Raw genomic sequence first — 12,378 nt, forward strand, 5'->3', positions numbered from 1 at the left:
GGTTACTGGACGGCGGGGGAGATGGTGAGGGTTCCGGTGTTGGTGTCGAGGGTGGCTTCGGTGCCTACCGGGACGGTGAGTTGGTGGGGGCCGTGGCCGATCGGCAGGCCGCCGAGGACCGGTACGCCGAGGTCGCCCAGGCGGTCGTTGAGGACGTCCACGACTGTGGTGTCCCAGCCGTCGGCGCAGTCGGTGAACTGGCCGACGGCGACCCCGGCCAGGCCGGCCAGCGCCCCGGCGCGGCGTAGGTGGGTGAGCATCCGGTCGACCTTGTACGGGGGTTCCTGCACCTCCTCGACGAGCAGCACCGCCCCGGTCAGGTCCGGCATGTCCGGGGTGCCGAGGGTGGCGGTGAGCAGGCAGAGGTTCCCGCCGAGCAGCCGGCCGACCGCCCGGCCGGGAACCCGCACCGGATAGGTCTCCTCCCCGGGCACCGCCGCCATGGTGACCGGTGCGGTGGTCATCAGCGCGGCGTGCAGCGACTCCGCCGAGCGCAGCGGGGTCCGCTCGTCGACCCAGGCGGCCCCGGGGCCGTGCACGCCGGCCAGCCGGGCACCCCGCCACAGGGCGAGCTGGAGGGCGGTGATGTCGGAGAACCCGGCCACCACCTTCGGATCCCGCCGGACGGCGGCCATGTCGACCAGGTCGACCACCCGCTGTGCGCCGTACCCGCCCCGGGTGCAGATCACGCCGCGGACCTGCGGGTCGGCGAAGGCGGCGTTCAGGTCGGCGGCGCGAAGCGCGTCGTCCCCGGCGAGGTAACCCCGTCGGGCGTACGCGTGGGGGGCCACCACCGGGCGCAGCCCCCAGCCGGTCAACAGCTCGATGCCGCGTGCCACCCGCTCCGGGCGGGTCGGCCCGGACGGCGAGACCAGCAGCACCGTGTCGCCCTCGCACAGCACGGGCGGGCGCAGCACGGGCGGGTCGTCGTCGATCACAGCGGCAGAGCCTAGTCGCCCCGCCGCGCGGACCGAGGCGTTCCCGGCGGCGGTCGACGTACCCGATAGCCTCGACGGCGTGGGAACCGCACTGGTGATCGAGAACGACCCGACCGACGACCCCCGAAGGTTGGGGGAGTGGCTGGTGGAGGGGGGCCTGGAGCTGCGGGTGCTGCGCCCGTACGCCGGCGACGACCTCCCCGACGACCTGGCCGGATACGTGGCGCTGGTGGTGCTCGGCGGCGACCAGCGGGCCTACCCGGCACCCGACGGCACCCCCGGGGCGCCCTGGTTCCCGAAGCTGGAGGGGTTGCTGCGCAAGGCGGTCCGGCACCGGGTGCCGACCCTGGGCGTCTGCCTCGGCGCGCAACTGCTCGCCACCGCGCACGCCGGCCTGGTCGAGCGCAGCCCGTCCGGCCCCGAGGTGGGCCCGGGGGTGGTCGGCCGGCGCGATGCCGCCGAGAGTGACCTGCTGTTCCGGTACGTGCCGCTGATCCCGGACGTGCTCCAGTGGCATTCCGACGAGATCACCGAGCTGCCCCGGGCCGCCACCCTGCTGGCCGCCTCGACCCGCTACCCGCACCAGGCGTTCCGGCTCGGTGACCGGGCCTGGGGCCTCCAGTTCCACATCGAGTGCGACACCGCGATGATCGCCGGTTGGGCCCGCGACTCCGCGCTCCTGGCCGAGCTGGGCTACGACGAGGACCTGGTGGTGGCCGCCTGCGACCGGGTGATGGCCGACGTCGAGGAGGTGTGGCAGCCGTTCGCCGTCCGGTTCGCCGCCCTCGCCCTCGGCGAGCTGGACGACGACACCCGCCGCAGCCTGCCGCTGCTCGGGCACTGAGATGAGCAGACCGACCAGGGGACGCCTGGCCCGCTACGGCTTCGCCGAGGGTGACGGCGGGGTCCGCGCCGCCGACCTGCTCGGCGCGGACGGGCTCGGGCTGTGGCGGGCCGACGAGCAGGAGCCCACCGACGGGCCGGCGGCCGACCTGCTGGCCGCGCTCTCCCGGGCCGCCGACCCGGATCTGGCGCTGCGCCAACTGCACCGGATGGTGGAGACCGAACGCCGCGCCACCGGCAACGGCGCGGCCGGGCCGGGCCGTAGCGCCTCGACGGCGACCGGGCCGGGGGCGACGGCGGGAGACAACGGTGCGGCCGGGCCGGTGGGCGGGTCGGCGCTGCTGAGCGGGCTCGCCGCCGACCCCGGTCTGCGCCGACGGCTGGTCGCCGTGCTCGGCGCCTCCTCCGCCCTGGGTGACCACCTGGTCGCCAACCCCGGGCAGTGGACGGTGCTCGGGACCGCCCCGGACGGGCTGGCCCCCGCCGCCGACGGCCGGCTCGATCTGGTCCTGGCCGGCCGGCTGACCACCGCCACCGCACCGGTTGCGGTGCTGCGGCAGGCGTACCGGCTGGCGTTGCTGCGGATCGCGGCGGCCGACCTGACCGGCGGGCGTGGCCTGGAACAGGTGATGGCGGCGCTCTCCGCGCTGGCCGACGCCACCCTGGCGGCGGCGTACGAGATCGCGGTGGGCGAGCTGCCGGCGGGCACGTCCCGGCCCCGGCTGGCCGTGGTGGCGATGGGCAAGTGCGGGGGCGACGAGCTGAACTACGTCTCGGACGTCGACGTGATCTTCGTGGCCGCGACCGACGAGGACCTGCCCGCCGCGACCGCCGTCGCCACCCGGCTGATCCACGTCTGCGGGCTGGTCGCCTGGCCGGTCGACGCCGCGCTGCGCCCCGAGGGCAACCGTGGCCCGCTCGTCCGCACCCTGGCCAGCCACCTCGCCTACTACCAGCGGTGGGCCCGCACCTGGGAGTTCCAGGCGCTGCTCAAGGCCCGCCCGGCCGCCGGTGACCTGGCGTTGGCCGGCGAGTGGATCGACGCCCTCGCCCCGCTGGTCTGGCGGGCGTCCGAGCGACCCGAGGCGGTCTCCGACGTGCGCGCCATGCGCCGCCGGATCATCGACAACATCCCGCCCAAGGAGCTGGACCGCGAGATCAAACGGGGCCCCGGCGGGCTGCGGGACATCGAGTTCGCCGTCCAGCTGCTGCAGCTGGTGCACGGCCGGGGCGACGAGTCGCTGCGGGTGCCGGGCACCGTGCCGGCGCTGCGCGCGTTGGTGACAGGCGGTTACGTCGGGCGGGCCGACGGCGAGGCGCTGCTGCGCGGGTACCGGTTCCTGCGCGGCGTCGAGCACCGGCTCCAGCTCCAGGCGCTGCGGCGTACCCACACCGTGCCGACCGAGCCGGCCGCACTGCGCTGGCTGGCCGCCGCGCTCGGCTACGCCGCCATCCCGGGCCGCAGCGCCGTGGAGAGCTTCCGCGCCGACTGGGTCGCCCACGCCACCGAGGTACGCCGGCTGCACGCCAAACTGCTCTACCGGCCGCTGCTGGAGTCGGTGGCCCGGGTGCCCGCCGACGGGCTGCGGCTCACCCCGGAGGCGGCCCGGCACCGGCTGGAGATCCTCGGTTTCGCCGACCCGGCGGGGGCGCTGCGGCACCTCCAGGCCCTCACCGGCGGGGTCAGCCGGACCGCCGCGATCCAGCGGACCCTGCTGCCGGTGCTGCTCAGCGAGTTCGCCGACGCGCCCGAACCGGACCGGGGGCTGCTCAACTACCGGCAGGTCTCCGACAAGCTCGGCAGCACCCCGTGGTACCTGCGGTTGCTGCGTGACTCGGGCCCGGTGGCCCGCCGACTGGCCCGGGTGCTGTCGTCGTCCCGCTACGCGGCCGACCTGCTGGCCCGGGAGCCGGAGGCGCTGCGGCTGCTGGCCGAGGAGACCGAGCTGACGCCCCGGCCCAGGGAGGTGCTCTGCGACGGGTTCGCCGCCGCCGCCGCCCGGCACGCCGACCCGGTCGAGGCGACCCGGGCGGTACGCGCGCTGCGCCGGCGGGAACTCGTCCGGATCGCCTGCGCCGACGTGCTCAGCCGGGCCGGCGGGCTGGCCCCGCGCCCCGAACGCGGCGCACCGGCCGGCCCGCTGGCCGACGTCACCCGGGTCGGCACCGGGCTGTCCTACGTCACCGACGCCACCCTCTCCGCCGCGCTGCGCGCCGTCCGGGCCGCCCAACCGGAGCTGCCCGGCCTGCGGTTCGCGGTGATCGGTCTGGGCCGGCTCGGCGGGTACGAATCGAACTACCTCTCCGACGCCGACGTGCTCTTCGTCTACGACCCGCCGGCCGGGACGCCGGAGAGCACGGCCAGCGCCACCGCGCACGCCATCGCCGAGGAACTACGCCGGCTGCTCGCCGCCCCGGCCCCCGACCCGGCGCTCGGCGTCGACGCCGATCTGCGCCCGGAGGGACGGCAGGGACCGCTGGTCCGCAGCCTCGCCGCCTACGCCCAGTACTACGCCCGCTGGTCGCGGGTCTGGGAGGCGCAGGCGCTGCTGCGGGCCCGGTTCGTCTGCGGCGACGCCGACCTGGGCACCGAGTTCGAGACGATGATCGACCCGGTCCGCTACCCGGCCGACGGGTTGACCCGGGAGCAGGTCGTCGAGATCCGGCGGATCAAGGCCCGGGTGGAGAACGAACGGCTGCCCCGGGGCGCCGACCCGGCCACCCACACCAAGCTCGGTCGGGGTGGCCTGGCCGACGTCGAGTGGGCGGTGCAACTGCTCCAGCTCCGGCACGCCGGGGCGTACCCGCAGCTGCGCGGCACGCGTACCCTCGACGCTCTCGCGGCGGCGCGGGACGCCAAGCTTGTCGACCCGGCGGACGCCGCCGCGATGGCCGCCGGGTGGACCCTCGCCGCGCAGGTCCGCAACGCGCTGATGCTGGTCCGGGGGCGGGCCGGCGACCAGCTCCCCCGGCACGGGGTGGAGTTGGCCGGCGTGGTGCGGCTGCTCGGCGCGGACGACCCGGGGGAGTTCCTCGACGACTACCTGCGCACCGCCCGGCGGTCCCGGGCCGCCATGCAGCGGGTCCTGGAGGGCTGAGCCCGACGTCGGTGTGGTGGCCCGGCCGGGCTCTCCAGGCCGGGCTCTCCAGGCCGGGCCCGTCACCGGCGGCGGACCAGCACCAGATGGTCGATCAGGGTGCCGGTCTCGCCGTTCGGGGTGGTGGCCTGCCGCTGTGGCGCGTCCAGCCGCTCGACGTGCCACCCGTCCGGATCGAGGTCGAGGTCGGCCAGGCTCTCCTGCGGGGTGGGGAACCGCACGTGGTGATGTGCGGCGTTGCCCCACGGCGGCACCGCGCCGTGCTCGACCACCAGCAACCGTCCGCCCGGGGCGACCGCCCGCGCCGCGGACCGCAGCACCTCGGCCCGGGGGAACTCCAGCGGCGACTGGAGGAACTGCGCCGAGACCAGGTCGAACACCCCGGCCGGGAAGGTCCGGGCCAGGTCGTGCCGCTGGAAGTCGACAAGCGCCGCCACCCCGGCGGCCGTCACGGCGGCGGCCGACCGCGCCAACGCGGTGCCGGAGACGTCGACCGCGGTCACCCGCCAGCCCTGCCGGGCCAGCCACACCGCGTCGCCGCCCTCGCCGCAACCCAGGTCGAGGGCGGTGCCCGGCGGCAGCGCCCCGACCACGTCGACCAGATGCGGATTCGGTCGCCCGCTCCATTGCTGCTCCCGGGCCCGGTACAGCTCGTCCCAGTGCCGGGCGGTCTCCTCGTCCACGGTCCGGTCGGGGTCCGCGTCGTTGGTAGTGCGTTGCGCGGCCGCCGTCCGGTCGGGGTCCGCGTCGTTCGTCGTGCGTTGCGCGGCGACGGCCCGGTCGGTCTCTTCGTCGATCAGGTCGGCGTTCAGCGCGGCGGCGGCCTTCAGGCCCGCGGCGGCGGCGGCGATCACGGTGGCCTGCGGGTCGGTGACGTTGCCGGCCGCCCACACCCCGGGCACCCCGGTCGCGCCGGTGGCGTCTGCGGCGACCCGGTCGCCGAAGGCGTGCCCGCCGACGACGAAGTCCTCGGTGCCCAGCCCGAGGCCGGTGAGGACGGCGGCCCGTGCGGCGAACCGGGGTGCCACCACCAGCGCCTCCCGGGGGACCATCGGGCCGGAACGCAGCCGTACGCCGGTGAGCCGGTCGGCGGTGACCTCCACCGCCGCCACCTCGCCGTCGACCACAGTGACGCCCCGGGCGGCCAGCTTCTCCGCCTGGTCGGCGGGCAACGGCCCGGCGGTGTGCGTGAAGACCACCACGTCGTCGGTGAGCTGACGGAACAGCAGCGCCTGGTGGGCGGCCATCGGACCGGTGGCGAGCACCCCGACGGCCTGGTCGCGTACCTCCCAACCGTGGCAGTAGGGGCAGTGCAGCACGTCCCGACCCCACCGGTCGGCCAGGCCCGGCACGTCGGGCAACTCGTCGACCAGGCCGGTGGTGACCAGCAGCCGCCGGGCGTGCAGGGTACTGCCGTCGGCCAGGGTCACCGCGAACCGCGCCGGACCGGCGCTGTCGGTCAGGTGTGCGGGGTCGACGGGGTGTGCGGCGGTGACCGTGCCGTCGAGCACTGCCACCCCGTACCGGGCCACCTCGGCGCGGCCGGTCGCGTACAGGGCGGTGGGCGGGACACCCTCGCTGGTCAGGAAGTTGTGCACGTGGTCGGCGGGGGCGTTGCGCGGGGCACCGCCGTCCACCACCACCACGTCGCGGCGGAACCGGCCCAGGGCGAGCGCGCCGCTGAGCCCGGCCGCGCCGCCGCCGACCACCACCACGTCGTGCACCACCGGGTACGCCATGGTCACTGCCTCCTCACGGCGGGTCCGTCCCACCGACGCCCCGGATCGTCCCCCCCGGATCGCCATGCTGCCAAACATCGTTGCCGGAATGGCAAACTGGTGCGGTGACCGAAGACCACACCGATCAGGAAGCGGAACCCGGGCCGGCTCAGGGGGGCGGGCAGGGTCAGGGGCAGTGGGTGGTGCCGGGCGGGACGGCAGACGCCGGCTCCGACGAGGTGCTGACCACCGTCGGGCCGCGCCTGCGCGCCCTACGCCAGCAGCGTGGCGTGACCCTGAGTCAGCTCGGTACGGCGACCGGGATCTCGGTCAGCACGCTGTCCCGGCTGGAGTCCGGCGGGCGGCGGCCCACCCTGGAACTCCTGCTCGCCCTGGCCCGCTTCCACCGGGTGCCGCTGGACGACCTGGTCGGTACGCCGCAGATCGGGGACCCCCGGGTGCACCGCCGGCCGGTTGTCCGACACGGCGTCACCATCGTGCCGCTGACCCGTCGCCCGGGTGGCGTCCAGGCGTACAAGATGATCTATCCGCCCGGGGTGCCGGTGGGGGAGCCGACCCAGCAGGTGCACGAGGGGTACGAGTGGCTCTACGTGCTCTCCGGTCGGGTCCGGCTGCTGCTCGGCGGCCACGATCTCACCCTCGACTCCGGTGAGGTCGCCGAGTTCGACACCCGTACGCCCCACTGGTTCGGTAACCCGTACGACGCTCCGGCGGAGATTCTCAGTCTTTTCGGGCCGCAGGGGGAGCGGCTGCACGTCCGCGCCCGCCCCTCCCCGACCCGTCGCCGGGGCGGTGCCGAGCAAGATCCTGCTCGATCACTGTTGTAGTGGCCTGCTCGGCGCTTGGGTGGCCACTGCATCGTGGATCGAGCACGATCATGGAACGGGTGGGGTGGCTGTGCCCGGCCGGATCGGCGGCGGCGGTGGCGGGTCAGCCGTGCAGGGTCCAGACGCCGGCGCGCGGGACGGTGACCAGGGTCCACGTGCCGTCGGCGGTGACGGTGGCGTCGTCCGAGGCGGTCAGCCAGCGGTTGTGCCGTACCCGGATCGGGACCCGGGCGGCGGCGGCGGTCCGGAACGTCAGCGTGGCACCGTCCTGCCGCACCAGCTCTCCGGGTGCGGCGACCAGCGGAGTCGGGTCGGTCACCGCGTACAACCGCCAGTGCGGGGTGGACCAGACCTCGGTCAGGTACGGCAACCCCGCGCCGACCAGCTCCGCCTCGGCCCGGCCCACCCAGGACAGCGGCGCGTCCGGGACGGCGACGTACTGCACGGCGTTCCCGTCCAGCCAGGCCCGGTAGCTGTCGGCGGTCAACGGCACTCCGGTGCCGGTGGCCCCGGGGACGGTGGTGAAGAAGAGCGGGTTGCGGCCGATGTCGACCTGGCGCAGCCAGCCCCGGGCCAGCGGCACCTCGCCGAGCTGCGCGGCCTCCCAGTAGTTGCGGGTCGGTGGCACCTCCACCCGACCGGTGAGCCCGCGCCGGCCCAGCTCCGCGGCGAGCGGGTCGAAGTAGGCCCGGGCGGCGGTCGGATCGTCGGCACTGCGCAGGTCGGCCGCCACCACCGGCGGTAGCCACCAGCACACCACCGCCAACAACGCCGCCAGAACCACCCCACCGGCCCGGGACGTCTGCCCGCCCTCGGAACTCCGCTCGGTGCGTGCCGGTCCGCCTACCGGGGCCGGGGCGATCGCCCGGGGGGTCAGGCGGAACGCGGTGGGGAGTCGGGCGGTGAGCCAGGTCGGTGGGCGGGCGGCGGCGGCCAGCACCGGCAGCGCGAACATGGTCACCAGTCGGGTCGCGTTCAACCCGACCGGGGTGTGCACCAGCGCCGCCGCCAACACCCCGGCTGCCGACAGCAACGCCGCCACCCGCAGCGGCCGGTACGCCACCAGCGCCGCCACCAGCAGGCTGACGGTGACCGACCGCAGGGTGTCGGTGCTGCTGATGTTCATCCAGCCGCCCTCGCCGAACAGCAGCCCGGTGACCGCCAGCGGCACCGCTGCCGCGACTCCGAGCAGCAGTCCGTCGGCGTACCGGCGGGTGACAAGCAACGCCACCCCGGCCAGGCCGACGAACAGACCGGCCACCGGGCTGGTCGCCGAGGCCAGCAACGCGCCGACCACCACCAGGGTCGGCCTGGCCCAGCGCCCGCCGCAGGCCCGGCGGCCAACCTGCTGACCAGGGTGACGAACCTGGTCGCGCTGCTGACCGCCCCGGTTCCCGCCCCGACGGATCAGTCGGCCCGAGCCGGTCGACCGGTTCCAGCGTCCGCCCGGGCCGGTCGAGGGCGACCCGGGTCCGGCATCGGCGGTGGGCCGGGCGTCGGGTGCGGCATCGGCGGTCGGCAGGGTCAGGGCGAGCAGGGCGGCCAGCCCGAACGCCACCCCGAGGGCGTAGGTGACCCGGCCGGAGACCAGGTTGCCGGTGATCGTCAGCACCCCGACCAGGCTGCCGAGCAGTGGCCTGGGCACACCGGTGCGTGCCAGCAGGGCGGCGAACGCGGCGGCCGAGCCGACCAGGGCCAGCGCGCCCGTCACCCGTACCCCCAGGGTCGCCATCAGCGGCGGCGAGACCAGGCTGTAGCCGAACGGCTGGATGCCGGCGTACCAACGCAGGTCGACCAGGGCGAAGCCGTGCGCGGCGAAGAAGTCGGCGCGCGCCACCTGGGCGGACAGGTCGGAACCCAGTCGGGGCAGCGCCAGCCACACCCCGGCGAGCACGACGGCGAAACCGGTGGCCGACCCCACCACCCTGTTGCCCCGCATGCCCACCTCCGGTCCGCGACCACGGTACTGGCAGCATGGCGGACGTGCCTCACCACCTGTCCCGCTGGCTCGGTCTGTTCGGCTCGGTGCTGCTCGCCATCGCCGCGTACCTCGGGGGTGCGCTGCCGGGTGGGGAACTGCGCCCCACCCCGGTCAGCATCTGGCAGAGCCGGCACGGGCCGCTGATCCTGATCCTCTGGCTGGTCGGCACCGGGCTGCTGGCCTGGGCCTGGTGGACCCTGCGCGACCGGGTGCCGTCGACCCGGTGGGCGCTGGTCACCGCCGGGCTCTGGGTGCTGCCGCTGCTGTTCGCGCCGCCGCTGGGCAGCCGGGACGTGTACGCGTACTCCTGTCAGGGCGCCAGCTACGTGGCCGGGATCAACCCGTACGAGCAGGGGGTGTCGGCGCTGCCCTGCCCCTGGATCGAGACCATCTCCTACATCTGGCGGGACACCCCCGCACCGTACGGGCCGCTGTTCGTGATGATCGCCGGGGCGATCGTCCGGGCCACCGGGTCACTCGACACCGACACCGCGCTGACCGTGAACATCGCCCTGTTCCGGCTGCTCGCGGTGCTCGGGGTGGTGTTGATCGCCGCCTGCCTGCCGGTGCTGGCCCGGCGCTGCGGCGTACCGGTGGGGCGGGCGCTCTGGCTGGCGCTGGCCTCCCCGCTGGTCGGCGTACACCTGGTCTCGGGGGCGCACAACGATGCGCTGATGATCGGTCTGCTGGCCGCCGGCCTGGCCGTGGTGGCGACCCACCCGGGGCGGCGTTGGCCGCTGCTGGCCGGTGGGGTGCTGCTCGGCCTGGCCGGCGCGGTGAAGGTGACCGCCCTGGTGGTGGTGCCGTTCGCAGTGCTGGCCGCGCTGGCCGGGCCGTACCGGATCCGGGGAATGCTGCGCGACGGACTGCCGGTCGCCGGCGGTGCGCTGGTCGCGGTGGTCGGCGCGACCCTGGCGGCGGGCCTGGACTTCGGCTGGATCGCCGGCCTGGAACAGGGCGGCCTGGTGATCGCCTGGACGTCGCCGTCGACCGCGGTCGGGCAGACCGCCGGGTACGTGGCGGCGCTGTTCGGCGCGGACGTCGACGCGCTGCCGGTGACCCGGGCGATCGGCATGATGGTGCTGGCGGTGCTGCTTGTCTGGTTGTGGTGGCGGGCCCGCACCCGGGACCCGTTCTGGCACGCCGGCCTGGCCCTGGTCGCGACGGTGGCCCTCGCCCCGCTGTTCCACCCCTGGTACTGGCTCTGGCCGATGGCGGTGCTCGCCGCGACGACCCGCCGGACGACCAGGTGGTTCGCGCTGGTGGCGTTGATCTCGGCGTTCCTGGTGCTGCCCGACGGCACCGGGCTGGCCCGGTTCACCAAGCTGCCCGGCGCCCCGCTGATGACGGTGTTGGTGATCGTCGTGGCCGTCCGGTTGGTACGGTCGGCTCGGGCGGACCGGCGGCCCACCACCGCCGATTCGACCGCCGACTGAACTACCGATCCGACCGCCGACTGAACCGTCGGTTTCGACCGCCGACTGAGGAGAGATGGCCGGTGACCGGACCGGGCGTGCCGACCGGAGGGCGGGCCCGTTCGGCGCGTTACCTCGGGTTGACCGGAGCGGTGCTGCTCGGCGTGGCCGGCTGGCTGGGCGGGGTGCTGCCTCAGGTACCGCCGACCGGCCCGTGGCGGGCACCGTACGGCCCCGCCGCGGTGTGCTGCTGGCTGGTCGGGACGGCGCTGATGGTGGGCGCCTGGTGGGCGCTGCGCGCCGGTGCCCCGTCGACCAGGTGGGCGTACGTCACCGCCGGGCTGTGGGCGCTGCCGCTGCTGGTCACCCCACCGCTCGCCAGCCGGGACGTCTACTCGTACGCCTGCCAGGGCTGGTCGTACGCGGCCGGGCACGACCCGTACCGGGTGGGGGTGGCGGTGGCCGGCTGCCCGTGGGTCGACTCGGTGGCACCGATCTGGCGGGACACCCTGGCCCCGTACGGCCCGGTCTTCGTGCTGCTGGCCGCGCTGGCCGCGGTGCTCGGCGGCACCCTGGTCGGCACCCTGGCCGTGCTGCGGCTGTACGCGGTGGCCGGGGTGCTGCTGGCGGCGCTCTGCCTGCCCGGCCTGGCCCGCGCCGCCGGGGTGCCCACCCGCCGGGCGGCCTGGCTGGGGTTGGCCTCCCCGCTGGTCGGGGTGCACCTGGTGGCCGGCGCGCACAACGACGCGGTGATGCTCGGGTTGCTCCTGTTCGGCCTGCTGGTGCTGGTCCGGTCGCCCGGTCGGACGCGGGCGCTGCTCGTGGCCGGGCTGCTGCTCGGGTTGGCGGTGGCGGTGAAGGCGACAGCGGTGGTGGTGCTGCCGTTCGCGGCGTTGGCGGCGGTGCACGGCCGCTACACCCTCCGGGCCCTGCTGCGCGACGGCGGCCGGCTGGCCGGGGCGGTCCTGGTCACCCTGGCGGCTGCCTCGGCGCTGTCCGGGCTGGGGCTGGGCTGGGTGGGCGGGTTGGCCCGCAGTGGCGACTCGAAGCAGTGGACGTCGCCACCGACGGCGGTCGGCTTCGTGGTCGACTACGTCGGTGAGTGGGTCGGCCGACGCTCGGATGCGGTGCCGGTGACCCGGGCGGTCGGCCTGCTGGTGCTGGCGGTGCTGCTGGCGCTGCTGTGGTGGCGGGCGTGGACGGCGTTGCGTCGGCTCAACGACGTCCGGCAGCGGGTGCACCGGTTGGCGGCGGCCCGGCCCCGGGTCACCCTGCTCGCGGCGGGTGCCGCGCTGGCCGCGACGGTGCTGCTCGCCCCGGTCCTGCACCCGTGGTACGTGACCTGGCCGCTGCTGGTGCTCGCGGTGTCGGCGACCCGGACCACCTGGTTCGTGCTGCCCGCGGCGGTGGCATCCTTCCTCACCCTGCCCGACGGCACCACCGTCGCCCGGTACAGCAAGGCGCCCGGCGCGATCGTGGTGACCGCCCTGGTGTTGGTGGTGCTGGTCGGTGCGGTGCGGGGCCGGTGGAACGTGAC

Annotated in this window: 7 protein-coding genes and 1 pseudogene; 5 read left to right on the forward strand and 3 right to left on the reverse strand. The window is 75.5% G+C overall.

Features of this window, described 5'->3' with window-relative positions; all coding sequences use genetic code 11:
* Positions 1–2: 2 nt before the first annotated feature.
* On the reverse strand, positions 3–935 hold the full coding sequence (locus tag AC0AIB_RS24970) for a S66 peptidase family protein (protein ID WP_442930786.1): 933 nt from the start codon (positions 933–935) through the stop codon (positions 3–5).
* An 82-nt stretch (positions 936–1,017) separates the two neighbouring features.
* Between AC0AIB_RS24970 and AC0AIB_RS24975 the strand changes: the two genes are divergently transcribed.
* A complete protein-coding gene (locus AC0AIB_RS24975; RefSeq protein WP_328344166.1) occupies positions 1,018–1,782 on the forward strand; it encodes a type 1 glutamine amidotransferase in 765 nt (254 codons plus the stop codon).
* A 1-nt stretch (position 1,783) separates the two neighbouring features.
* The gene (locus AC0AIB_RS24980) at positions 1,784–4,879 is read left to right on the forward strand and encodes a bifunctional [glutamine synthetase] adenylyltransferase/[glutamine synthetase]-adenylyl-L-tyrosine phosphorylase (RefSeq protein WP_465097585.1); all 3,096 of its coding nucleotides are present in this window, start codon (positions 1,784–1,786) and stop codon (positions 4,877–4,879) included.
* Positions 4,880–4,941: 62 nt separating this feature from the next.
* Here the strand turns inward: AC0AIB_RS24980 and AC0AIB_RS24985 are convergent, their stop codons facing one another.
* Entirely contained in the window at positions 4,942–6,618 is a 1,677-nt protein-coding gene (locus AC0AIB_RS24985; RefSeq protein ID WP_465097586.1) for an FAD-dependent oxidoreductase, read from the reverse strand.
* A 182-nt stretch (positions 6,619–6,800) separates the two neighbouring features.
* Between AC0AIB_RS24985 and AC0AIB_RS24990 the strand changes: the two genes are divergently transcribed.
* Entirely contained in the window at positions 6,801–7,445 is a 645-nt protein-coding gene (locus AC0AIB_RS24990; protein ID WP_465097599.1) for a helix-turn-helix domain-containing protein, read from the forward strand.
* A 103-nt stretch (positions 7,446–7,548) separates the two neighbouring features.
* Here the strand turns inward: AC0AIB_RS24990 and AC0AIB_RS24995 are convergent, their stop codons facing one another.
* Positions 7,549–9,384 (reverse strand): hypothetical protein, encoded by a 1,836-nt coding sequence (locus AC0AIB_RS24995; RefSeq protein ID WP_465097587.1) that lies wholly within the window; start codon positions 9,382–9,384, stop codon positions 7,549–7,551.
* Between the two features lie 35 nt (positions 9,385–9,419).
* Between AC0AIB_RS24995 and mptB (AC0AIB_RS25000) the strand changes: the two genes are divergently transcribed.
* Together mptB (AC0AIB_RS25000) and mptB (AC0AIB_RS25005) are read left to right on the forward strand one after the other, a co-directional pair.
* Complete coding sequence (gene mptB, locus AC0AIB_RS25000) at positions 9,420–10,862, forward strand: polyprenol phosphomannose-dependent alpha 1,6 mannosyltransferase MptB (protein WP_465097588.1); 1,443 nt, start codon at positions 9,420–9,422, stop codon at positions 10,860–10,862.
* Positions 10,863–10,924: 62 nt separating this feature from the next.
* Positions 10,925–12,358, forward strand: a pseudogene (mptB, locus tag AC0AIB_RS25005) (polyprenol phosphomannose-dependent alpha 1,6 mannosyltransferase MptB); the annotation flags it as partial.
* Positions 12,359–12,378: the final 20 nt, after the last annotated feature.

This window comes from Micromonospora sp. DSM 43699, from assembly GCF_055517075.1.

Bases quoted from the DNA above. Each gene is read 5' to 3' on its own strand.
- AC0AIB_RS24980 (WP_465097585.1), top strand. From the start codon at position 1,784: ATGAGCAGACCGACCAGGGGACGCCTGGCCCGCTACGGCTTCGCCGAG.
- mptB (WP_465097588.1), top strand. From the start codon at position 9,420: ATGGCGGACGTGCCTCACCACCTGTCCCGCTGGCTCGGTCTGTTCGGC.
- AC0AIB_RS24985 (WP_465097586.1), bottom strand. From the start codon at position 6,618: ATGGCGTACCCGGTGGTGCACGACGTGGTGGTGGTCGGCGGCGGCGCG.
- AC0AIB_RS24995 (WP_465097587.1), bottom strand. From the start codon at position 9,384: ATGCGGGGCAACAGGGTGGTGGGGTCGGCCACCGGTTTCGCCGTCGTG.